The sequence below is a fragment of the Leuconostoc mesenteroides subsp. mesenteroides genome (assembly GCA_009676745.1).
Lineage (GTDB): Bacteria > Bacillota > Bacilli > Lactobacillales > Lactobacillaceae > Leuconostoc > Leuconostoc koreense.
The window spans coordinates 1,003,816-1,026,651 of record CP046062.1 but is presented as its reverse complement, the minus strand read 5'-3'; the positions used below and the strand labels follow the sequence as shown (position 1 = coordinate 1,026,651).

Sequence of the window (22,836 nt, the reverse complement as noted above, 5' to 3'; positions counted from 1 at the left end):
TTGTTTTCTAATCTTGTATTATTAGTTTATTGGAGCATTAAAAATGGCAAATAATATCATAGCCCAGTTACGGGCTCAACGTAAACAATATAATACAACTGAACAAAAATTAATTGATTTCATTGTTAATCATGTTAGTGAAGCTAGCGAGGCTAATATTCAGGAAATGTCTGAATTCTCTGGTGTTTCTACCGCTACCATTTCACGATTTGTCAAAAAAATTGGTTTAGAATCATTTCGTGAATTTTCCGTTTCATTAGCTAGTGCCGCAACGCAAATGACAACATCCGTCGATTTATTTGGTGAAATAGCTGATACAGATGATACCATCGCGGTTGCTCAAAAAGTTTTTGGTGGTGCAGAAAACGCTTTAGCAGCAACCGTTAGCAACTTATCAGCAGCACAATTAAACGAAGCCACATTAGCTTTAATTTCAGCTCGTCGCGTTGGCTTTTTTGGTATCGGTGGATCATCTATTGTTGCTTTCAATGCTTACCATAAGTTCTTACGTACGCCAATTGACGTCATCGCTCACCCAGATTACGATGTTCAATTAATGCAAGCCGTTAAACTTAATTCAAGTGATGCCGCTGTTGTTATTTCACATTCCGGCCGAAATAAAGACACACTGCTCATCGCAAAAAAATTACACGAACAGCATGTTAAAATCATCGCAGTAACTTCATTTAAAGATTCTCCGTTAGCAAAACTAGCGGATCTAGTATTATTATCATTGGCAGAAGAAGTTAATTTCCGAAGCGAATCCATGAGTTCGTTAATCGCACAACTTACAATCATCGATACCTTATTTACTTTAGTTGGTTCACATTTATCGCAAGATACTCAGAGTGTGGTTGATACCATGCGTGATGTGATTGAAGAAACACGGTCACATTAAAAAGGAGCTCAATGAGCTCCTTTTTTGATATTATTACTTTTCGTAGTATTCGCCACAAATGCTAGTATGCTACTAATTCTTTCCACCCTCACTAGCTTCAATGGCTTTATCCAAATCAGTTATATCGGGGTTCATACTTCTAAAGTTAGCATCATCAATGGGTAAATGTTGCAAAAAGTTATCAAATACTTCTAAAGTGCCATCCACATCTGTCGCTTCAAAGTCCAAAACATGACCAGCAAAAGTCAAATCATCTGACAAAAAATGTAAGTGCCATCCTGGTGCAGTGGGGCCGCCAAAAACTTTTGGTGAATAATAGCCAACCAATGTACCAGTTATATTGTCTGCTTTGAATTCTGGTTGCTGTTTAGCTACTTGTAACAAACTTGGGTATGGTTTCTGTTGTTTTTTTACAATACGAACATGAACGTGAGCAAACTCACCATGAAATTTTAAGGCAGAAAAAACGTTAAATAGTTGTTCATCTTTCAAGTTCTGGGTCAAATTGCTGTATTTTATTTTTTTAAAAGGTAATTTTTGACTTGCCTCAGGTTGATCAAAATGAATCGATGCAAAAGGTAATGTTGTTTGTTTATCAGTAATATGGTGAACTTTTCCTGTGCTATCAGCTTGATAGGCTTCCCCATTTAGAAAAATACCTTCACCGTTAAGCCCCTCAAAAGTACCGATGCCAGTGTCACCATGTTCCAACATTTCAGCGACTGTTATTGTCCCTGACATTTGGCGTGCTACCAATTGTGCTAATGTACCGTGTTGATATATTGTTGTCATGTTTTGCCTCACTTCTTACCTATTATTTTAAGTTTATCAGTATGATATTGCAAATAAACTAGGAATATTGAGCGAACACTTAATTTGTTTTGGAATCACTAATCCTTTTTTTAAAAATACGCTCAAGTGGTACGCTGATTAAAAATATTGTTGAAATAATGAATATAATGCCTACAACTTGAAACATCATTAAGTGAACATGTAAAAGTGTCACCGACAAAAGGGTCGCCACCATCGGCTCAATGGTAGATAGTAAACTTGCTGTAGTAGGTTTTAATTGACTCAAACTCATCACATATAAAGCATAAGATAGTAATGTACCGGCTATAATAATAAAAATAATAATAATCCAGTCTCCAGTGCTTACCTGAGACGGTATATACCAAATAGGATGAAAAAAGTTCTCAGCTATTCCGCCAACCAATAATCCCCAAGCAACTATAACAAAAGGTGACCGTTTTTTAAGCAAAGGTTTTGGAATGAGTGTATACGCAGCTAAACCAAATGCAGATAGTATACCCCAAAACAGGGCTTTATAATTGACTACTAACTGATTAATATTACCGTTAGTGATTAATAAAAATACACCAGTTAAAGCAATCAGAATTGACCAAGTATCTAAGCGTGAAGGTAGCGTTCTCTTTGCTAAGCTCAATAAAATAACAATGATAGTTGGTCCAAGTGACTGCAAAATAGTTGCTGTTGCTGCATCACCAAAGTATACAGATAAAAAGAAACTAGATTGTGCTAATAATACACCAACAATGCCGTATAAAATAATTAAAATAATATCTTTTTTGTTCAGCCATATTTCAAAAACCCGGCGACCTAAAAAACAAAATGATAACAGTAACAAAATTAACCCTGACGAAATCATTCTGACACCAACTAGCCACTCCGGATTAATATTTTGATTATGAAATAAAATACTTGCCAATATGCCACTAATGCCAAATAAAGTCGCGCTTAAAACTCCATAAATTATACCTTGCTTATTCATACCAATTAACCCCTTTCAAATACTAATTATAATTTAGGCTAACCTAATCAATGGTTCGTATACCTATTTTGTCTTTATATTTTTTAAATATAAACTCAGTCTTTTATATGTTAGCAAATAATGGTTTCATTAAAATTGGTGCAATGAGTGTAGAAAAAATAATCACCAAGATAAACTCCCCTGATACCGTATCGTTAATGACTTGTGATGATAAACCTATCTGTGTAATCACTAACGCCATTTCCCCTCTCGATATCATACCGGCACCAATGGCTTTTGCTTCTGTATTTTTCAATCCTGACATTTTAGCTCCAATCCATGCGCCAATAAATTTTGTGATAATCGCTAACAAAATAAATAAGATAATCACTACAATTTTATTATTCAACTGGCTTATCGTAACATTCAAGCCTATTGATCCAAAGAAAATAGGATAAAAAATCCACTGTCCAATCTGATTTGTATTTTCGAATATTTGGTCCGCAATCGATGTTTTCCTAAGAAAAATGCCAATAACAAAAGCAAGCAATGGTAACAGACTACTTATATTGAAGCCACCATTACCAATAAATACCGAAAATAAAGTGACCGCTACCAATGAGATGACATCATCAATTATGGCAGCTGACAATATTATTGCGCCAACTACTGATGCCAACTTTTTTTGCTCAGCCAAAACAGCTAATGTAATTGATATTGATGTGGCAGAAAAAACTATACCCGAAAAAAAAGACACTGATGTACTATATCCCATTAAAATAAATACGATTGGAAATACAATCACCGGGACAGTAACCCCCATGATTGCTATCAATGATGAAGCTTTGACATATTTTTTCATTGTTTTCATATCTGACGCCAATCCAGAACTTAGCATCAATATAAAAATACCAATTTCAGACAACATATGAACTAAACTTGTGCTATGAACGACGTTTAAAAAGCTCATACCTATAACAATACCAGCAAGTAACTGGCCTATGACTTCTGCAAAACCTAGCTTGATAGCCACTTTCCCAAACAATAGAGTTATTGTGATTAATAATAAAATGTTTATCATATCATTTATTTCTCCCAAACAAAAAGAAAAAGCTTAAAAAATTAACTAGCTCCCCGACCAGTTAACTTCTTGAAGCTTTCGCCCAACCGTTAATAATTTATTATTTTCAATACTATCATGCTTTATTTTGGAACGCAATCAAGTCGCCATCGCACATTTTAAACCAAATAGTTACTCCGACTTGATTCTGATTGTCAGTAATAATCCAATGAGTGGCACAACAATAAACCAACGACTTGTCATTAGCAATGCATTTACAAATGACGAATTGACATCAATTGCAGTGATTAAAATAGAAGCAACAACAACACTACCTGCGCCAATAACTTGACGCATTGTGGTAATAATTGCAGTACCATGACTCACTAGGTTTTTAGGAAGTGCATTATTTGCCGCAGTAATTGAAGGCATCATAATGAATGCATTACCTCCTTCAAGTAACATAGCTGCTATTAAGCACGCTATCCATGAAATCGACCCTAAAGTACCCAAAATTGCATACCCTACAAACATCATTGTCATACCGATATAAACTAATTTTTTTAATCCAATTCTGTTGAGCATTACCCCTGATTTTGGATTTAATTGACTTAGAAAGATTGCCGCAGGCACCATAAGTAATCCTGACCACAATGGGCTGAAATGAAAAACCTTTTGATAAAATAAAGGCATTAAAACTGTTGCAATAATCAATCCGGAGTACGATAATCCAGTTAGAAACATAGCTGGAACATAGCCTCTATATTTGAGTACCGCTAGATCTAAAAACGGTTGCGGTAATTTTATTTGACGGACAATGAATATGGCCAATAAGCCGATGCTAATTATTAAAATCAACCACCACGAAAAGTTAATTCCTGATGTTGGAATGATTGAAATATCATACAAAATACCACCAAATCCGAGTAATGTTATGGCTGAAAACCAATCAAATTCAGATGGCTTCATAGTATGCGTGTTTTCTATTTTATTTTGTAAAACAATAATCAAAATTAATAATATGACAAAAAATAACATAAATAAGGCACGCCAAGAAATCCACTGCAGAACCAGACCAGAAATAATCGGACCAACAGCTAATGCTGAACCCATAACTAAACCAACTACGCCCATAGCTGCACCACGTTGAGTTTTATCAGTATTTTCCATAATCACACTTTGAAATGTCGGAAATAAAGCCCCCACCGCTAACCCTTCTAGCAACCGCCCGATAATAATACCGTTAAAACTTGGCGTTACCATAGCCAAAAACGTTCCTAGTAAAAAAATGGCTACAATACCATTGAGTAATTTACGTAAGGACACATTATCCAAAAGCCAAGGACTTAGTGGCATGACAAGTGTCATTGCAACCATAAAGCCCGTTGTTAACCACTGAACGGTGCTCGCATCAACATTAAAACTTTTCATTAGAATCGGATAAGCAGTTGTCATAGTAGACTGACTAATCGACATGATAAATGCAATCGATAATAAGGCAAGTGAAAATGGTGTTAATTTTCTAATGTTTTTAAACATAAATTTTCCTCAAAAGATTATTTATATTCATTCTAATATAAATAAACATGCAATTCAACTTTTGAAGAACAAATTTTCATGAAAAACACCGTATACATTAATTTTTATTTGATTTTATTCACTTCACCTGTTTTTTCAACAATCAATCTGACATAGTTCCGTGCGCCCAGAGGGCCTTGGTGGACACCATCATCAGCAAACCAATCCGAATGTTCTTTTGCCAGACTATACCAGTCAACAATATGCAGATTTTTATAATCACTATTAGCTTTCGCCAGCATATCATTATTATCTTCTTGCCAAGGTTTGCTTTGTACTAAATTATTAATCCAATAAACCTGTCGCTTTGTACCAAAGGTTTTCATCATGCGATCTAAATCTTGTCTTCTAATCTCACCATTTGTACCTAAACCTACCAAGATGTTTGGTGCTAGCTCATTATTATTAGACATACTTTTCACTAACTCGGGTGCTTCGTAAGCTTGTCGACCGACCTTTGCATCGACAAATATCTTGGGATTAATCTCTTGAAGATACGGTGCTGAATCTAACATAACCGAATCGCCAATAGCTGTAAATGACATATTCTTGAAGTTCATGTATTGTGTGGCATTTAAATCATATGTTGCAACTATTTTTTTATCATCTGTAGACATACTTTGATTATTTGATTTTTTGGGCGCTTGTTTATTAGCTTGTTGTGCTTTTTTATTGCTTTTTCTTACTGCCAATTTATTTTTAAGTAATTTTTTCTGTAATGCTGTCTGTGGTTGTGGGCGTCCAGCATCTTGGCTTGCTAATCCATGACCGATGAAAAGCAAAAAAATCAGTGTAGGTGTTAAAATCAAGAAAAAACGATTTCGCGATTGCACAATCCACCGACCATACTGTCGCAACTTTTGTCCATTCCGAAAAAAGTTTTCAACATAACGGTAGCTTACTTCACTGACTAGCAATACAAGGACAATTTCAATCAGTATATTCAACAGATTAGGTTGATAATGTGGGATGAATTTTTCGTAAAAAACAAAAACTGGCAACTGATACAAGTAGATACTGTAAGAACGCTTCCCTAAATAATTTAATATCTTATTATCCAATACCTTGGAAAAAAGCGAAGCTGGATGAGCTGTTACAGCAACTAAAATAGTACTTGCTATAGTCAATAAGTACATCAATCCATAGTAAGTTGCAGGCTGTTGTCCATTCAACCATAGTGTTCCCAACATCCAAAGTAAAAACGAACAGAGTCCCGCAATATTAAGGTAGCGTCGTACCTTGTTGCTAACATAATTAGTGAGTTTAATAGAGGGCCAAACAAATGCTACGGCTGTTCCTAATAGAATAGCAAATAGTCGTGTGTCAGTTCCATAATATACTCGATTAATAGCAGTAGGCTCATACAAAACAGCCATTAATATCGCACTAAGTAATGAGAACAGTATGAGTACTCTAGCAATATTTTCTCGCTTCAAAGCTAATCTTAAAATAACCCAAACAACTAGCGGCCAAATAAAATAAAACTGTCCTTCTATCGAAAGTGACCATAGATGTGTGAAAGGTGAAGCTCCACCAAATTGTTGAAAATAGGATGAACCATGATTAACTGCCCAAAAGTTAAAAATATACAATAAATTAGTCTCAACAGTGGGACGTAGATTGTAGATTAACTGACGATCAAAAAGCAAAATTATCGTAGTCACTATCAACAACATGACTACCAAGGCTGGATACAAACGTTTAATTCTCCGTTTGTAAAACTTAAAAATTGCAATCTTGTGATTACGATCAAACTCTTGTATTAATTGATCAGTAATTAAATATCCTGAAATTACAAAAAAAAGTGGCACACCAAACCAGCCACCGACAAATTTTGTGGGCATCAAATGAAATAAAATAACACCAATGACAGCTAAAGCACGTAAGCCATCAAATCCCCTGATATAACGTCTTTTTGGATTTTCCATAGTTTTGACCGTTATGTCCCCTCAATAATCTCAAATATACGAAATTTACATCATTTCTATTATTTTACTTTTATTAACGTAACATGTCAAATGTTTCAATATTATTTCTTAACTAATTGTTGTTCCTCGTTTTTCAAATGTATGTGGCAACATGACTTGCATATTATCGACCACTTCATTATTCATTAATTTAGTTAACATACGCATTGCGACTGCACCAATGTCGTACTTAGGTTGACCAATTGATGTTAATGCTGGACGCGTCACAATTGCAAATTTTGTATCATTTGATGTGATAATTTCAAAATCTTCAGGAACTGACTTTCCTTGATCACGCATATAATTCATGATTCCCAATGCGACTTCATCATCATAAACGATAGCTGCTGTTGCATTAGCAGCAAAAATTTTATCAGCGATTTGATAGCCAGCAGAATAGTCCTGATGGGAGGCAAATAACAACTTCTCATTAAACTCTTGTCCGGCAGCTTCTAAGCCTTCTTGGTAACCAACTAGACGATGTTGTTTGTTAATTGCATACTCCATTGGTCCAGTAACCAATGCCACACGTTCATGTCCATTTTTGACTACCATTTCAACCGCTTCTTTAGTAGCTGCAATATAGTCAATGTTAACACTTGGCAACACTTTTTCAGCATCAATAGAACCAGCTAAAACAACTGGTGCATCAACAGATGAGATTGTCTTTAAAACTTCACGATCTAATTCATTGCCCATAAAAATAATACCATCAACTTGTTTGCTAGCAAGATTGTTAATGGCCATCGTTTCACGCACAGGATCTTCATCTGTATTTGTTAGCAAGACATCGTAATGGTACATATTAGCGACATCATCAATTCCTCGTGCTAACTCTGAATAGTACATGTCTGTTACGTCTGGCATCACAACACCAATGGTAGTTGTTTTTTTCGAAGCTAGCCCGCGTGCTACAGCATTTGGGTGGTAACCCAATTCTTCAATTGCATCCAATACTTTACGTTTCGTAGATTCACGAACATTACTGTTGCCATTCACAACTCGCGATACTGTAGCTAGAGATACGCCAACTCGGCTAGCAACATCATAAATTGTAGCCGTTTGCTTTTTTTGCATAATTTATTCCTCTTTAATACATTTATTATTATTTTTTTTAAAAGTTATCTACACTATTATATCAAATTAGAATTAAATTGCAAACGCTTACAACATTAATTATAAGTGTTTTCATTATTGTTTCACTCTGTTACAAGAAAAGATTCATCGTGATGAAAGTGATACAATTTACCTATATCAAATTTCACAGGAGTTAGTGTTATGAATGCAGAAAAAATCAGTGCATTAACGAGCTGGCTGACCAAACAAGAGTTGTCAGGCGCTATCATTACAAATTATCACAGTGTTGCCTATTTAAGCGGTTTTGAATCTGATCCAATAGAACGTGTTTTAGCACTCGTGCTACTTGAAAATAGTGAACCTTTTTTGTTTGGACCAGCACTGGAAGTCAACAGTATGAAAGAAAGCGGCTGGCGCTATGCTGCTTTAGGTTATGAAGACCATGAGAATCCTTGGCTAAAATTAGCCAATCATATTAGAACATTTACCACAGGAAAAAAATTTGCCATTGAGGCCGATAACCTAACAGTTGCACGTCTTAACTTACTACAAACTGCTTTTCCTGACGGACAATTTTCTATTGATATTACCGATCAAATTAATCAACTCCGCCTAATCAAAACACCGGATGAAATAGCGCATATGAGGGCTGCTGGTCGTGATGCTGATCGTGCTTTTGAAATTGGCTTTAATACACTAAAGAACGGCATATCAGAGTTAGCTGTTGCTGCTGAATTAGAATATGAGCTCAAAAAAGCAGGCGTATCTAGTATGAGTTTTGAAACGCTCGTTCAATTTGGTGCACATGCTGCTGACCCACATGGCTCAACATCAACAAATACACTCAATACTGGTGAAATGGCGCTGTTTGATTTAGGAACAATGACTGAAGGGTATGCTTCCGATGCTACAAGGACAGTAGCTTTTGGAAACGTGAGCGATGAAGCAAAAAAAATACATGCTATTACGCTCGAAGCACAACTTACAGCCCAATCACAAGCTAAAATTGGTATGACAGCAAGCGAATTGGATACTATAGCACGAAATATCATTACAAAATCTGGCTATGGTCAATACTTCAATCATCGACTCGGACACGGATTAGGCTCATCAGTGCATGAGTTCCCCTCAATCATGGCGGGAAATGATATGGTTATTGAAGAAGGCATGGTATTTTCTATTGAACCTGGTATCTACGTTCCAGGTGTTGCTGGTGTCCGTATTGAAGACAGTGGTTATATGAGTAAAGAAGGTTTTATTCCTTATACTCACACAACCAAAGAACTACTACAATTTTGAAATAAATAAAAGACCAATGACTCAAATCATTGGTCTTTTATTGTATAGCATTCCTAATTGCTATAACCAGCAACGGAATCATTGTTATACCATTATTCATCATATGAACGGCAATACTATTTTTCAAATCACCAGTTTTTTTATAAATATAGGCGAGCACCATCCCCATGCTAGCATATATCATAAAACTTAAGGTGTCTGCGATATTCGTGGGAAGCGCATCCATGTGTGGTAGTGAAAAAACTAAACCCGACAAAATAATATTTGCCCACCACCAACTTTTGCGAAAAAAATAATTTAAAATAAGGCCACGAAAAACTAATTCCTCAACTACAGGCGCCAAAAATGTACCATATATTACCATGGCAATCATCGTCACATTTAGATTTGAAGTTAGCTCATTAATAGCTGCCTGATTTTCGGTTGTAGTGACCCCTGTTAGTCGGACTCGTAATTGAGCAAGTATTACCTCGATGAATATCATCAGGAACCACATACCTACTAGCCACCAAAAACCTCGCCAATTTCTAATATTTGGTTTAGTGAAGACTGGACCAGAAATATTTTTTCTGAGCAGCCTATAAGCATAGAACCCAATACCTATATAAAAAATGAACATTATTTCAGCATACAATATTTGTAAAAATATATTGTCTGTTGTGGTAGTAAGCATCAAAGGAATGGGTGCCACAACAATTAAAAACAGCACAAGAGAAACATTAATTATTCTGAGCAGTAAAGATTTTGGTTTCACTTCATTTGTCGTTTCAAGCATCATCATCCTCATCTAGTGTGCATTTTTTCTTTTGCCAATATAACCATACAAAACAAATGTTAAATACGATTAACAAAATAGCAACAAGCGTTATCGTTGCCCATAATGGCCAGTTTTGCTGGTCACTCAACAAAAATATTAAGACAAACAGTACAAAGCTAACAACCGATAGTATGACTCTCGTAATTAAATTACCCATTTATTTGCCTGTATGTTCATTAATGAATTCTGCAACCGCGCCTTCATTATTTGTCTTTGACAACACTAAATCAGCCATTTCTTTGATTTCTGTTTTAGCATTTGCCACGGCCACACCTACACCTGCAGCTTTGATTTGAGCTGCATCATTCAAGTTATCCCCCAACGCAGCAACTTCATTCCGTGATATTCCCAACATATCAGCTAATTCTAATCCAGCTGAGCCTTTGTCACTCCCCATGGGATTAAATTCAACATAGCGATTGGAACTGAATGTTGTCAATACTTTATCAGCAAGTTGTTCATTAACGGTATTAGCGATTTTTTGTAATACATCCGGATCATTATGTTCAAAAATTACTTTCATTATCGTTTTTTCATTCGAAAGAAAATCTAACTTATCATCGGCCATTTCTTGATACGGTACACTGCGTTCTTTCATGTATTGTTCATCATTTTTTGAAATATTATAAATGAATAATGTATCTATCGTGTAGATGTGCGTATCAATGTCTGATTGAATCTGACCAAGAGAGAAAATTTTCTTGGCTAATTCTAAATCCATACCGTGTTGGACAATAATCTTTTCGCTACCATCTTCATTGATTTCCACTATTGCACCACCATTGTATGAAACTACGTACTGTTTGTTTTGTTTGTTTAGGCCTAGATCTTTTAATGTACCAAAAACAGACTTATAAGAACGTCCAGTATTAGGAACAAAATAGCCCCCATTTTTTACAAAATTTTGCACAGCAGCCACATTTTGAGCATTAATCGTACCATCATCATCGAGCAATGTTTCATCTAAATCTGAAAGAATCAATTTTATCATTATAATCTCCAATTATATTTGTAAACTCATTATAACAAAGCAGTTCATTTATTCGATAATTTACCAATAAATTTTATCCGTCCTTGACATTGACCACACCGATAGCGTTCTGATTTAAAGCGGCGTCTTCGAATAATATTATGCCCATTTTCACAACGATATAACCATTGATACTGCGATGATTGTTTTCTACCAATATCGGGTGCATATCGCATGCCACCAACACGTGCTAATAACCGTTTGAAGTCGCTATCTTTATGTTGATACCCTTGATGACTTAAATGTAGATGATAGTGCGCTAGTTCATGCTTGATAATTTTGTCAAAATCGTCCAAAGTAGCCATTTTAGGATTAAACTCTAAGTCATGAGTTTTTAAAAAATAGCGACCACCTGTTGTTCGTAAATGATTATTGAATGTTGCATGGTGTTGAAATGGACGATCAAAACTATCATATGATATTTTCTCAACAAGATTTTGTAATTCATTATCTGTCATTTTAACACATCGCTTCAATTAATATTTTGGATAACCATACAAAAAGTCCCCAAGCAAATAACAATTTGTGAGGACTTACTTTAACAAAAATATATCATGATTCAGAACAATATTCGTAATCATTAAAACGTATCTATATTGTAAATGTTTGTTAGTCCAATAAATGAAAACAGGTATTTAAACATTTAATTTTGATGTTCAACAATGTAGTCGACTGTCTGTTGCAACGTAACCAAATTTTCAGCATCATCATCAGAAATTTCAACATTAAACATATCTTCTACTTCTAATACTAATTCAACAAAGTCAATAGAATCCGCATCGATATCTGTCAAAAAATTCAAATCCGGCGTAACGGTATCTCTTTTAACATTAAATCGTTCTGCAATTTCATCTGCCATCATATTATAAATTGCTTCTTTTTCAATTGCCATCAGTAATTACTCCCAGAATCTTTAATCTAAAGAACTATTATACCATAACTTATTCACCACTTTATTATTGCAATTCATTCTTAGCAGCTTGTAACTCATCCTTATGATCTGAGATGTATGTTCGAATGTCTGGCACCAGATTTTTTTCAAACATTTTTTTAATTTGTCCCATTGTATTAGCTACTGCATTGGCTTTAGCAGAACCATGCGTTTTAACGACAGGCGCATTAACACCCAAGATTACTGCCCCACCAGCCTCATTATAGTCCAACTTCTTTTGTATATCTTTAAAAGCTGGTTTTAACAAGAGACCGCCCATCTTACCGCGAATCCCTGTTTCCATGATGGCTTGCTTAATTTGCTTCAACATCATCAATGCAGTACCTTCCGTAGCTTTCAATGCTGCATTACCCGAAAAGCCATCAGCAACAACTACATCTGCAGTTCCTTCTAATAATTCACGTGCTTCAATATTACCCAAAAAATTAAAAGATTGTGATTTTTTCATCAGCTGATGTGCTGTTTTATGAACCTCATCCCCTTTATCCTCTTCTGCACCATTGTTCAATAAACGCACGCGTGCATCATGAATGCCTAAAACATGAGAAGCATAAAAGCTCCCTAATATTCCGTATTGATACAAATGTGAGGCTTTGCTTTCAGCATTTGCACCCAAATCCATAAATACAAATTGATCGTTTTCACCAGCAAAGCTTGGCATAGCGGTGGCCAAGGCTGGACGATCAACACCTTTGATACGACCAATTAAGAAAATAGCACTTGATAGTAGCGCTCCAGTATTGCCGGCACTAAATAAAGCATCGGCTTCGCCGGCTTTAACAGCATTTGCGGCACGAACCATTGATGAATCTTTTTTATGTCGCATTGCTTTAACTGGCTCATCACCCATCTCAATAATTTCAGTTGTGGGGATTAGGGTAATATGTGCCCAGTTCTTCACAAGTGGCTTCACCTGTTCACTTGTTCCAAATAATAAAAATTCGATATCTGGATAACGATCGCGAGCGATTTCTACCCCTTTGACTATTTCCATTGGTGCGTAATCACCACCCATTGCATCTATTGCGATTTTCATATTTTTTAAATGTGTGCAACTGAGATTAGCTGTACACGTTCCTTTCTATTTTCAATCTTTTTTGGCTGACACTGTTTAATCTAAGTGTCGATAATGCGCCATCGTTCTTGATAAGTAATCCACTAGTTTCTGATTTTCAGAGAATTTATCCCAGCCGTCAGTACTAACTAAGCTAATTGCTTCCTGCTGAGCAACTTCCATCATCTTCAAGTCTTTAATTGGATCGCCAACTGCAAATTCAGGCACACCAGACTGTTTAGTTCCTAGTATATCGCCAGAACCGCGTAGTTCTAAGTCTCTTTGTGCTAAAAGAAAACCATCTGTTGTCTCAACCATTGCATCAAGCCTAGCACGACCATAATCGGTCTTTGGATCTGCAACTAGAATTGTGTATGATTGTCTCGTACCACGACCCACTCGGCCACGTAATTGGTGTAACTGTGCCAATCCAAATCGATCCGCATCCATAATTAACATAATACTAGCGTTGGGTACATCAACCCCCACTTCAATGACTGTAGTAGCAACTAAGACCTGAATTTTATTTTTTTTAAAATTAGCCATCAAATCTTTTTTTTCGTTGTTCGAGAGCCGGCCATGAAGTAAGCCAATTTCGTTATTTGGTAACTCCAATTGTAATGATTCGTACATTGCTTGAGCATTCTGTACATCTAATGTTTCTGACTCTTCAATTAAAGGCGTCACGACGTATGCTTGTGCGCCCTCTGAGAGTTGTTGTTTAAGAAATTCAATTGCCGAGTCAATTTGATTATGACTGATTTTTCGTGTCTGAATTTGCTTACGGCCATTAGGTAGTTGATCGATTATTGATACATCCATTTCTCCATAGGCAGTGATAGATAATGTTCTAGGAATCGGCGTAGCCGTCATCGCTAGTATGTCAGGGTTTACACCATTTTCACGTAATTTTGCACGTTGATTAACACCAAATCGATGTTGTTCGTCAATTACTGCCAAACCTAGGTGATGAAACATCACATCCGGTTGTAACAATGCGTGTGTACCAACTAAGATATCTATTGTTCCGTCGGCTAAATCTTCTAATAATTGACGCCGAGCCGCAGCTTTCATGCCACTAGTCAACAGTTCAATACGAATATTAACACCCGCTTTTTCAAACATTGCAGCCAAATTAACGGCATGTTGCTGAGCCAAAATTTCAGTTGGTGCCATCAATGCGGCTTGCATTCCTGCAGTGACAACAGCGTATAATGCAATTGCTGCTACCACTGTTTTACCAGAACCTACGTCACCTTGTAATAAACGATTCATGTGCACTGGACGTTTTTGATCTTGTAAAATTTCAGAAACAACTTTTTGTTGTGCTTCTGTCAATGTAAAAGGTAAGCCAGCTTTAAATTTGTTTAGCGCCTTGTTATCATAATTGATACTTTCACCAGAAAAGTTTTTATCAGCTAATTTGAGCAACTGTAATCTCATTTGAAAAATAAAAAATTCCTCAAAAGCGATACTTCGACGTGCTAATTTAGCTTGCGCCATGTCAGCTGGAAAATGCATATGTTCAATTTGCGTATTTCTGTCTAGTAAACGATATTTTTGACGGACGTTATTTGGCACTAATGAATCAACCGTACCACGTACATCAGCCCACGCAATTTCTATCAAATGACGGATTGTTTTAGCGCTTATTTGTTTAGACGCAGGATAAATTGGGTCAAGTTCATTGGAAATTTTGGAAATCACTTTCATGCCTGTTAAGGTCGCTTTAGCAGCATCATAAGTACCATAAACAGCAACTTCTTGGCCGACTTCTACATTTTGAGCAATCCATGGTTGGTTAAAGAACGATACACGCACATTTTCATGTGCTATCATTAGTCCAAAACGTGTTTGAGATCGTTTGCCAAAACGAGTCACAATCGCCGGTGTGCTCACGATTCCTTTGAAAGTAGCCTTTTCACCATCCAATGTTTCAGAAGGCACTCGTTCTCCTAAATCTTCATATCGAAATGGAAAATAATTAATCAAATCATCAATCGTAAAAATACCAATTTCATGCAACGCATCTAGTCGCTTAGGACCTACGCCCGGCAAAATATTCACATTATCGTTTAGGGTTATCATCTTGAATATTATAACATATAACACAGCGCCCACAGTATGGCAACATCAATATAAGATTGAAATCATCTATACTCTTCACCGATGACATTTTTTTAAATAGTTGGTTACGTTTGACTATAAAACGTTGAGATTAATTCAAATAATTACAAGACCTCATCCATACTTTCCACGCTATCTATTTTTCACCGAATAGTCTTTGTTCACCTGCAAGCAACCTTTTCAACCATAATCACTTTTTAATATAAAAAACACTGCTAAAACTATATTGTCAGCTTGTTTCATTAAACTAACAATCATAAGATTTTACAGCGTTTATCATATTTAGAAGGTAGTAACCGGAGTCGAACCGGCGATCACGGTTTTGCAGACCGTTGCCTTACCACTTGGCTACACTACCAAACTTATTTGCATTGTTATGTCAAATAACAACGCTCTTAATTATATATAAAATTGATCAAAATTACAACATTTTGGTTACTTTTATATACTTTATTAATAATCTGTCTTTAAACACCCTTTTTATTTAGCCCAACCGATTATCCAACAGTATTTTTTGTAACTCTTCTTCAATTTCAGGTGTCTTAACCCACTCTTCCCAACCATCATATTCTAAAGGCAGCAGTTCATAATGTGAATTAATATAATCTTCTACTTTTTCTACGTGAGTTGAGCGTGGTATGTTCACCTTCAAAATCTGAACACTTTCAATAAATCCATGCTCAGCAGCATATTCGGCACGTCCATTATGAGGAATATTCCCTAGTTCAAAATAAGAACTACCGTCATTACGTGTAATTCGTTCAATTAAATCAAAAGTCTCTTTCATAGCGAATTAATTCTAATAATGAAGTTTTTAACGCAAACTTCATTCTCCTTTTCTTGTATTTTTGCTTTTTATTTTGATATATTCATGTACAACCAATCGACTAGCTACCCAGATACTCATCAAAATTCCCAACATACCCAACAACATTGTAACGACTTCCATCATCAATAACTTTGCATTAAAAAACATCGCAATTGAATAACGTAAACGAATAAACCAAATTAAAAGCGGTAGATTTGCTCCTAAAACCCCAAAAAAAAGTGTGTTGATAGCTGTACCTAATATTTGCCCACCAATAATATGTGCATGCGCGTATAAACTTTTTTTGCTTAAATTCGGTGTACGCTCTATGACCTCATTCAGGTCTGCTACAATAGCCATTGCAGCTTCAGCAACAGCACCTAAAATGGATATGACCATTACAATTACAGCAACCTTTGTGAAGGGCAGACCTATATTCAAAGATAAACCTTCCAATTCTTCCGAATTTTCAGTTGCAAATCCTTGGAATTGGCCTAAATGTTGAACCACAATTGCCACTACCATCAAAATTGACATAACTATCAAGCTTGTCTTAAAAGCTGTATTAGTCACAAATTGATTTTCTGCACCTAAATAAATTGCAAGAGCCAAAATAATCACACTCATTAAAGCCGTAACAATATATGCATTAAACTGCCAATTGATTAAAATCATCAAAATAAAAATAACAATAAAGTTCAACATCAAGCCTACAAAGGCTTTCATTCCCTGAACACCGCCAACAAACACCATTAAAACAAATAAAATAATTATTAACAATCCAATCGCATTCATTTGTCCACCACCTTGTATCGCTCAGCAATCCACCCAACTAAAACACTAGTGACAGGAACAGCCAAAACAATACCAATTCCAGAAATAACTGTCTGTAAAATACCAAGGTTCATAATTTGATCAAGTATATAGGGCCAATTATTACCATTTCGTAGCATCAAAAAAACCATCGGCATTGTTTCCGCAATGAAAATCATGAATAGCACATTAATTAATGTGCCCATGATATCGCGCCCAACATTCATCCCCGCATGCCAATAATCCTTGAAGTGACGTTCGATTTTTTCACGACGCAGACCAAATAACGCAGCAACAATATCTGCAGCTTCATCCATAACCGCGCCTAACACACCAATAATCGTTTGGGCAATAAACAAAGTAACCGGTACTTGTGTTACGTACGACATTGTTTCAAAATGAACCCCTTCATTACCAGTAGCTTTAAGAACAATAAACATGATGAACATCGTCAGGATTGTTGATAAAAGAGTCGCTAAAAGCGTAACCAACATCTGAAGGGTTCTACCTAATACTAACATCAAACTCAATGCTGCTACACCAACAGCTAAAATACTAAAAATCAAAATAACATTGGGATTTTTAAGGTGAACGTCTATGTATAATGCAATCGCAAAAAGAACCACATTGGCAACAAGGCTGAGCGTTAGCCATGACGTTGCACGCCATTTTCCATAAATCAATAACAGCCCTAATAGTAACACAACTAAAGCTCCGATGACTGCATCACGTTTAAGAGATATAATTCGAAAATGCCCTCTATGCCCGGTCAATAATAGCTGATCCCCAACTCTGTACTGATGTGTCACCGTTTGCGAATCGGTGTATTGATTCGTCAACTTAATGATTTTGTTTCTATTTAACAGTTTAATTGTTAGTTGTTGATGAGAAATATTATCTGCATTATTATGCTCATCTATTGTTTTTTGTTTGGACTGAAGTTTAACATGTGTAACCTGTCCAACTGGTTCTTGATATAAAAATGAATCAGACCGCAATATAACCCAAGCAACAATAACGGCAATGACCACAAACCAATAGTTTTTTGTTTTTTTTAGGAATATCAATTTTCTAACCGTTTATTTTTTCCTGTCATTTGGACTGGTTTAGCTAGAAACTTCACTCTTTGCATGAGTCTAGCAGCTTTAATAGGTTCATTACCTTCCCTAGTTTGCGATAGATATTGTTCAAATCCATCTGCATCAAAATTAGAGGTAAAAAAAGTTGTTAACTCATTTTGCATCCGGTATTCCAAAATAATACCAAGAATCGAATCTCTGCTCCACGCTGTTAACGTATCTGCACCAACATCATCAAGAATTAACACAGAAACGCTTTTTGCTTTATTTAATAATTCATCAAGAGATTCATTTTTATGATCAAATGTCGCTTTCAAATCGCTAATGAATGAAGGAAAATGTAACAACATAACACCTATATTATTAGCAGCCAATGCGTTAGCAAGGGCTCCCATCATATATGTTTTGCCGACACCAAAATCACCATATAAATAGATACCTTGAACAAAGTTATTTTGGACTGTACTAGTTAAACTTTTTAGGATTTTATTGAGTGAAATAAATGCTTCCGTTTTCCCTTGTTCCTCTTGGGCATGATCAACGATTTCCTGACCGATAGTACTCCAGTCTGCCGAACGAACAGATTTTGGCATTTTGTACAGCGTCAACTTTTCACGTTGCATTAGTTTTTTGCGTGTTTGCTCATTAGCAACATAATGAACTATTGGATACCCTTTTTCAATTGTTAGCTGTGGATAATATCCTGGATAGAGAACTTTTTCCCCAGCAGCAATTCTTTTCTTTTGTTGAATATACTCATAAAGATCACCCATTTTAAGTTGAAAAGCATCTGAGTTCAATTCATCTTGATGTGCAGTCCAAAAAGAACGTATATCTTGATCCTTTCCAATAGATTCAATAATATCCGATAAATTGGCTTTATTAGCATATTGTTGCTGAAATTGCTTGAGTACTTCAGATAGGTTTTGCATATTAATCTCAATTCTTAGTCTTAATATTCAACTTTTTTAGTTCAGCCAAGGCTTCCGCTACTTCATCTACAGAAGTTGCTGGTTGATTTTGAGGCGTGCTAGAAGGCATTTGTGGTTCAACACGCGTCATTTTTTTAGAATAGTTTCGTTTTGTAGATCGAGTAGGTTGATATTTTTCAATTGCATTGAGTGCTGCTTCAGCCGAATTCACATGCATTTTTAACCATGAATTAGCAATTGTTTCTGCTGTATCAACATTGACCGTATCGCGATTTCGTTTGACCAATTCATACCAAACCAACATATTGACGACCTCCGGTTTGAGGCGCACATCTTTAATCATTTTACTGATGAAATAATATTCATTTCGTGTCACAAAACCGCCGCCTTTTTTAAACTTAACATCTTCAATAAAGGCATTAGGTGCTAATGTTTTTGCATCTTGAACTAACTGTAACATTTCTCTAGAGCGGTTTTGTTGCACTGGCTGTGAAACCACCTGCTCTGCAATAACGGTTGTGCGATTTTGACGCATAATTTTCTGCAAAATCTTTTCGTCAACATCATGAGTATCTAATGTGATTGCCTGCGAAGTATAACCTGCCAGCGTTACCTCATCAACGCCGTAAATCACGTGCATTGATACTAGAAAATCTCGATGTTGTGCCAACTTTTCTGTTGTTGTACCTCTCACTAAGTCTGTAAAGTTTTCAAAATTAAAATCATCTTCTATTTCAATTTTGCTATGATTTGTGTTTATCTCAAATGTTGGTAATAAGGTAGATGTATCATGCTTGAAGACCTGTAAAAACTTGGCAGATATATTGTCACCCTTCACATTTGGTTGTCCTTGTGTAGCATATCGTTTCTGAAGTGTTAAATAACGCGCCTCTCCAACATATTTAAATAATAGACCAGCCAATAATTTTTCTTTAAAAAAACTGTCAACATCAAGCGGAGCAAATAATTGATACGTATAAATTTCGCCCAAAGCATCTTCTGTGTAAAGCGTAGTCAATAGACCCACTGCTTCTAAACGCCGACGAACTTTAACAAAATCAGGCAAACTGACATTCAGACTATCTAAAATAAAATTATGATCTTCTCGTCCATCTAATTGTGTATTGTAGGGTAACTCACTTACCAACAGGTGGTACAGTGCATACCCAGTTGCGCCAATAAACGGCGTGTATAAATCAAAAGTACGATCTAAATCGGTCAATGTAATTGGTGTATTTGACTGCACAAAAACACCAGCCTTAGCGTGAAACTCAATTGTGCTATCATTTTGCATCATGCGTTGACGCGAGCTCCTTTATTTTTTTGATTAAAACTGTAACTTGTTCCTGTAGCTCTTCGATACGACCGTTATTATCTATAACATAATCAGCTCTCTCAACCTTCTGCGACATTGGTAACTGTGACTTTACACGGTTACGTGCCTCTATATTACTGAGTTGATCACGATTTTTCAAACGAGACAATTGGACTTCTTCGCTAGCAGTTACAACAATGATTTTATCTACTGATTTATTTTTATCATAGTCTCGTTCAAATAACAATGGTACATCTAGGACTAATATGGGCACATTTTGTAAGCGCCAAAAATTAATTTTATCAGCCATTGCACTACTAATGGCTGGTTGCATAATATCATTTAGTTTTTTTAATTGGGCGCCATTTTCAAAGACAATTTGACCCAGCTTACGTCGATCTAATACACCATTGTCGATTATTCCCGGGCCAAACGCTAATTTGATTTTTTCAAGTGTTGATGTTCCTGGCTCAACGACTTCACGAGCCACTATATCTGCGTCAACAATCGGAAAACCTGCTTGACGTAACAAAGCACTGACTGTCGATTTCCCTGTAGCAATTCCACCTGTTAAACCAATTATCAACATTTACTGTTCCTCGTTTGCTTTACTATTTAGCTTAAATAACCGACGTGAATAAGCTACTTTAGTAGCATTCAGATAAGGAATAACATAAATATAAGCCAAACCAGCTGTCAATATGCCTAATAAATGCCAACCAATAAAACTCAAGTCTAATAAAAATAATTCCCACTTACGTCCATTCATTATTTTTCGACTACGTGTAATATAATCTGTCAATGCGTTGGCCTGTTTTCCAGCATCCAAATCTAATTTGTAACTAAAATACGTTTGCGCATAAGAATAATGCTTAATCAATCCGGGAATGGTAAACAGCATCGACCAAAGAAAAGTCAACATAGACTGTACAATAGCTAACAGTAGACTTTGAAAAAATTTGCCATTATTAAATATTTGAAAAGTTTGAATGAATCTTGGATTCTTTTTAGGATGATTAAACCAATCAATAATTGTCCAAGAAACAGACCACATAAATATTAATCCAGCCGCATCTTGCAGTACTGAAACAATCACTTCACTCGGACTCAGATTCAGAGATGCTGCTGAAGAAACATCCGTACTAGACATTAGATTCGTATCTTTAACCATCGCATAGACTGTGAAACTCATCATCGATAAGGTTATCACTGTTACAATAATCGCGATAATATTAATTTTAATAGCTGTTCCTAATTGACCCTTCATCAATTTTTTTGCGTCACGTTTGACGTCAATAATACTTATTGGCTCTTGATTCATATTAATTTTTCTCCACTTGGCAAACTGGGCAAAATGTCGTACCACGTTGACCAACTTTTATTTTAACCATCGGCGTATTGCAACGTAAACAAGGTTCGCCAGCACGTCCATAAGCTTGTAATTCATTTTGGAATTTACCTACCTCACCAAAAACGTTACTAAAACTGTGTACTGTCGTACCATGATGCTTAATCGCCCGTTTAATTTCTGAAATGATATTAGCTCTAAGAATACTAAGTTGAACTTCATCTAATGCATTGGCTGGTGTTTGGGGATGTATTTTACTTTGCCACAAAACTTCATCCGCATAAATATTGCCAATACCAGCTATTTGCGTTTGATCCAATAAAAATGTTTTAACAGGTCTTCTGGACTTTGAAAAAATACGCTTCATATATGATAAAGTCAGCTGCTCCTCTGTAGGTTCTGGTCCTAGTTTAGATAGCGAAGGTACTTCTATATTTTCAAAGCCAGTTGTGGTCAATACCATGCGTCCAAACCGTCTTGTGTCATTATAAAACAAAGCTCGCTTATCAGATAGTTCAAAAATAATCTCTGTATGTTTATAAGGCGTCGTCTCAATTGATTCTACTGAGTATTGCCCCTCCATTCGTAGATGAGAAACAATTGTATGATTATTTGCTAAACGTAGTAATAAATATTTGCCGCGACGATCAATTTGTTTGAATTCTGTGTTCATGACACCGGTGATGAACTGCTGCCCATCCCCAGTAATAACTTTTGGGTAAGGCAATTGTACATTAATAATTTTGCTGCCAATAATTAGTTTTTCAAGCCCACGTCTGACTGTTTCAACTTCTGGTAGTTCTGGCATCTTCCCTCCTGCTGTCTTGTCAAACAAGACTAATTGTTTTATAGCTTAATTTTATCAATTTTCATTACATGATTTCTATATTACATCATTTTAACACACAGGC

The 22,836-nt window shown here is 35.9% G+C and carries 23 protein-coding genes and 1 tRNA gene; 2 read left to right on the top strand and 22 right to left on the bottom strand.

Annotated elements, in window-relative coordinates; genetic code table 11:
• The first annotated feature begins 43 nt into the window (after positions 1 to 43).
• Positions 44 to 898 (top strand): SIS domain-containing protein, encoded by an 855-nt coding sequence (locus GJV51_05215; GenBank protein ID QGM25397.1) that lies wholly within the window; start codon positions 44 to 46, stop codon positions 896 to 898.
• Positions 899 to 970: 72 nt separating this feature from the next.
• Here GJV51_05215 and budA read toward each other — a convergent pair whose 3' ends face one another.
• The 6 genes from budA to ccpA form a co-directional block, all read right to left on the bottom strand.
• Positions 971 to 1,690: an acetolactate decarboxylase gene (gene budA / locus GJV51_05210; protein ID QGM25396.1), complete on the bottom strand. Its 720-nt coding sequence runs from the start codon at positions 1,688 to 1,690 to the stop codon at positions 971 to 973.
• Positions 1,691 to 1,769: 79 nt separating this feature from the next.
• Positions 1,770 to 2,690, bottom strand: coding sequence for an EamA family transporter (locus GJV51_05205; protein QGM25395.1), 921 nt, complete (start codon positions 2,688 to 2,690; stop codon positions 1,770 to 1,772).
• Positions 2,691 to 2,793: 103 nt separating this feature from the next.
• Positions 2,794 to 3,750 (bottom strand): cation:proton antiporter, encoded by a 957-nt coding sequence (locus tag GJV51_05200; GenBank protein ID QGM25394.1) that lies wholly within the window; start codon positions 3,748 to 3,750, stop codon positions 2,794 to 2,796.
• A 171-nt stretch (positions 3,751 to 3,921) separates the two neighbouring features.
• Entirely contained in the window at positions 3,922 to 5,268 is a 1,347-nt protein-coding gene (locus GJV51_05195; protein QGM25393.1) for an MFS transporter, read from the bottom strand.
• A gap of 104 nt (positions 5,269 to 5,372) precedes the next feature.
• The gene (locus GJV51_05190) at positions 5,373 to 7,235 is read right to left on the bottom strand and encodes an acyltransferase family protein (GenBank protein QGM25392.1); all 1,863 of its coding nucleotides are present in this window, start codon (positions 7,233 to 7,235) and stop codon (positions 5,373 to 5,375) included.
• Positions 7,236 to 7,343: 108 nt separating this feature from the next.
• The gene (ccpA, locus tag GJV51_05185) at positions 7,344 to 8,351 is read right to left on the bottom strand and encodes a catabolite control protein A (protein ID QGM25391.1); all 1,008 of its coding nucleotides are present in this window, start codon (positions 8,349 to 8,351) and stop codon (positions 7,344 to 7,346) included.
• Positions 8,352 to 8,552: 201 nt separating this feature from the next.
• Here ccpA and GJV51_05180 point away from each other — a divergent pair, with 201 nt between their 5' ends.
• Positions 8,553 to 9,650, top strand: coding sequence for a M24 family metallopeptidase (locus GJV51_05180; GenBank protein QGM25390.1), 1,098 nt, complete (start codon positions 8,553 to 8,555; stop codon positions 9,648 to 9,650).
• 37 nt (positions 9,651 to 9,687) lie between these two features.
• Here the strand turns inward: GJV51_05180 and GJV51_05175 are convergent, their stop codons facing one another.
• From GJV51_05175 to mutM, 16 genes are all read right to left on the bottom strand, one after another.
• Complete coding sequence (locus GJV51_05175) at positions 9,688 to 10,425, bottom strand: CPBP family intramembrane metalloprotease (GenBank protein QGM25389.1); 738 nt, start codon at positions 10,423 to 10,425, stop codon at positions 9,688 to 9,690.
• The gene (locus tag GJV51_05170; GenBank protein QGM25388.1) at positions 10,418 to 10,624 is read right to left on the bottom strand and encodes a hypothetical protein; all 207 of its coding nucleotides are present in this window, start codon (positions 10,622 to 10,624) and stop codon (positions 10,418 to 10,420) included. Before GJV51_05170 ends, GJV51_05175 begins: the two co-directional genes overlap by 8 nt.
• Complete coding sequence (locus tag GJV51_05165; GenBank protein ID QGM25387.1) at positions 10,625 to 11,458, bottom strand: Cof-type HAD-IIB family hydrolase; 834 nt, start codon at positions 11,456 to 11,458, stop codon at positions 10,625 to 10,627.
• Positions 11,459 to 11,502: 44 nt separating this feature from the next.
• A complete protein-coding gene (locus GJV51_05160) occupies positions 11,503 to 11,955 on the bottom strand; it encodes a SprT family protein (protein QGM25386.1) in 453 nt (150 codons plus the stop codon).
• A 185-nt stretch (positions 11,956 to 12,140) separates the two neighbouring features.
• Positions 12,141 to 12,389: an acyl carrier protein gene (gene acpP, locus GJV51_05155; GenBank protein QGM25385.1), complete on the bottom strand. Its 249-nt coding sequence runs from the start codon at positions 12,387 to 12,389 to the stop codon at positions 12,141 to 12,143.
• Positions 12,390 to 12,453: 64 nt separating this feature from the next.
• Positions 12,454 to 13,485, bottom strand: coding sequence for a phosphate acyltransferase PlsX (plsX, locus tag GJV51_05150; GenBank protein QGM25384.1), 1,032 nt, complete (start codon positions 13,483 to 13,485; stop codon positions 12,454 to 12,456).
• Positions 13,486 to 13,560: 75 nt separating this feature from the next.
• Positions 13,561 to 15,591 carry an ATP-dependent DNA helicase RecG gene (gene recG, locus GJV51_05145; protein ID QGM25383.1) on the bottom strand — a complete coding sequence of 677 codons (2,031 nt, stop codon included), beginning with the start codon at positions 15,589 to 15,591 and terminating at the stop codon, positions 13,561 to 13,563.
• A 326-nt stretch (positions 15,592 to 15,917) separates the two neighbouring features.
• Positions 15,918 to 15,988 (bottom strand) — tRNA-Cys (locus GJV51_05140).
• 126 nt (positions 15,989 to 16,114) lie between these two features.
• Complete coding sequence (locus tag GJV51_05135) at positions 16,115 to 16,417, bottom strand: hypothetical protein (GenBank protein ID QGM25382.1); 303 nt, start codon at positions 16,415 to 16,417, stop codon at positions 16,115 to 16,117.
• Between the two features lie 39 nt (positions 16,418 to 16,456).
• Positions 16,457 to 17,233 carry a YibE/F family protein gene (locus GJV51_05130; protein QGM25381.1) on the bottom strand — a complete coding sequence of 259 codons (777 nt, stop codon included), beginning with the start codon at positions 17,231 to 17,233 and terminating at the stop codon, positions 16,457 to 16,459.
• Positions 17,230 to 18,318, bottom strand: a complete 1,089-nt coding sequence (locus GJV51_05125; protein ID QGM25380.1) for a YibE/F family protein — start codon at positions 18,316 to 18,318, stop codon at positions 17,230 to 17,232. Before GJV51_05125 ends, GJV51_05130 begins: the two co-directional genes overlap by 4 nt.
• Positions 18,315 to 19,262 carry a primosomal protein DnaI gene (gene dnaI, locus GJV51_05120; protein ID QGM25379.1) on the bottom strand — a complete coding sequence of 316 codons (948 nt, stop codon included), beginning with the start codon at positions 19,260 to 19,262 and terminating at the stop codon, positions 18,315 to 18,317. The genes GJV51_05125 and dnaI overlap by 4 nt, the downstream gene beginning before the upstream one ends.
• A 7-nt stretch (positions 19,263 to 19,269) precedes the next feature.
• Positions 19,270 to 20,559 carry a helicase DnaB gene (locus GJV51_05115; protein QGM25378.1) on the bottom strand — a complete coding sequence of 430 codons (1,290 nt, stop codon included), beginning with the start codon at positions 20,557 to 20,559 and terminating at the stop codon, positions 19,270 to 19,272.
• A complete protein-coding gene (locus tag GJV51_05110; GenBank protein QGM25377.1) occupies positions 20,546 to 21,166 on the bottom strand; it encodes a dephospho-CoA kinase in 621 nt (206 codons plus the stop codon). Before GJV51_05110 ends, GJV51_05115 begins: the two co-directional genes overlap by 14 nt.
• Positions 21,167 to 21,898 (bottom strand): DUF975 family protein, encoded by a 732-nt coding sequence (locus tag GJV51_05105; GenBank protein QGM25376.1) that lies wholly within the window; start codon positions 21,896 to 21,898, stop codon positions 21,167 to 21,169.
• A 1-nt stretch (position 21,899) separates the two neighbouring features.
• On the bottom strand, positions 21,900 to 22,733 hold the full coding sequence (mutM, locus tag GJV51_05100) for a bifunctional DNA-formamidopyrimidine glycosylase/DNA-(apurinic or apyrimidinic site) lyase (GenBank protein ID QGM25375.1): 834 nt from the start codon (positions 22,731 to 22,733) through the stop codon (positions 21,900 to 21,902).
• Positions 22,734 to 22,836 lie beyond the last annotated feature (103 nt).

What these genes read in the sequence shown, in the direction of transcription:
- plsX (QGM25384.1), bottom strand. Translation starts at nt 13,485, where the DNA reads ATGAAAATCGCAATAGATGCAATGGGTGGTGATTACGCACCAATGGAA.
- GJV51_05160 (QGM25386.1), bottom strand. Translation starts at nt 11,955, where the DNA reads ATGACAGATAATGAATTACAAAATCTTGTTGAGAAAATATCATATGAT.
- ccpA (QGM25391.1), bottom strand. Translation starts at nt 8,351, where the DNA reads ATGCAAAAAAAGCAAACGGCTACAATTTATGATGTTGCTAGCCGAGTT.
- GJV51_05215 (QGM25397.1), top strand. Translation starts at nt 44, where the DNA reads ATGGCAAATAATATCATAGCCCAGTTACGGGCTCAACGTAAACAATAT.
- recG (QGM25383.1), bottom strand. Translation starts at nt 15,591, where the DNA reads ATGATAACCCTAAACGATAATGTGAATATTTTGCCGGGCGTAGGTCCT.
- GJV51_05200 (QGM25394.1), bottom strand. Translation starts at nt 3,750, where the DNA reads ATGATAAACATTTTATTATTAATCACAATAACTCTATTGTTTGGGAAA.
- dnaI (QGM25379.1), bottom strand. Translation starts at nt 19,262, where the DNA reads ATGCAAAACCTATCTGAAGTACTCAAGCAATTTCAGCAACAATATGCT.
- GJV51_05180 (QGM25390.1), top strand. Translation starts at nt 8,553, where the DNA reads ATGAATGCAGAAAAAATCAGTGCATTAACGAGCTGGCTGACCAAACAA.
- GJV51_05115 (QGM25378.1), bottom strand. Translation starts at nt 20,559, where the DNA reads ATGATGCAAAATGATAGCACAATTGAGTTTCACGCTAAGGCTGGTGTT.
- GJV51_05110 (QGM25377.1), bottom strand. Translation starts at nt 21,166, where the DNA reads ATGTTGATAATTGGTTTAACAGGTGGAATTGCTACAGGGAAATCGACA.
- mutM (QGM25375.1), bottom strand. Translation starts at nt 22,733, where the DNA reads ATGCCAGAACTACCAGAAGTTGAAACAGTCAGACGTGGGCTTGAAAAA.
- GJV51_05175 (QGM25389.1), bottom strand. Translation starts at nt 10,425, where the DNA reads ATGCTTGAAACGACAAATGAAGTGAAACCAAAATCTTTACTGCTCAGA.
- GJV51_05190 (QGM25392.1), bottom strand. Translation starts at nt 7,235, where the DNA reads ATGGAAAATCCAAAAAGACGTTATATCAGGGGATTTGATGGCTTACGT.
- budA (QGM25396.1), bottom strand. Translation starts at nt 1,690, where the DNA reads ATGACAACAATATATCAACACGGTACATTAGCACAATTGGTAGCACGC.
- GJV51_05205 (QGM25395.1), bottom strand. Translation starts at nt 2,690, where the DNA reads ATGAATAAGCAAGGTATAATTTATGGAGTTTTAAGCGCGACTTTATTT.
- GJV51_05105 (QGM25376.1), bottom strand. Translation starts at nt 21,898, where the DNA reads ATGAATCAAGAGCCAATAAGTATTATTGACGTCAAACGTGACGCAAAA.
- GJV51_05170 (QGM25388.1), bottom strand. Translation starts at nt 10,624, where the DNA reads ATGGGTAATTTAATTACGAGAGTCATACTATCGGTTGTTAGCTTTGTA.
- GJV51_05130 (QGM25381.1), bottom strand. Translation starts at nt 17,233, where the DNA reads ATGAATGCGATTGGATTGTTAATAATTATTTTATTTGTTTTAATGGTG.
- GJV51_05135 (QGM25382.1), bottom strand. Translation starts at nt 16,417, where the DNA reads ATGAAAGAGACTTTTGATTTAATTGAACGAATTACACGTAATGACGGT.
- GJV51_05165 (QGM25387.1), bottom strand. Translation starts at nt 11,458, where the DNA reads ATGATAAAATTGATTCTTTCAGATTTAGATGAAACATTGCTCGATGAT.
- acpP (QGM25385.1), bottom strand. Translation starts at nt 12,389, where the DNA reads ATGGCAATTGAAAAAGAAGCAATTTATAATATGATGGCAGATGAAATT.
- GJV51_05195 (QGM25393.1), bottom strand. Translation starts at nt 5,268, where the DNA reads ATGTTTAAAAACATTAGAAAATTAACACCATTTTCACTTGCCTTATTA.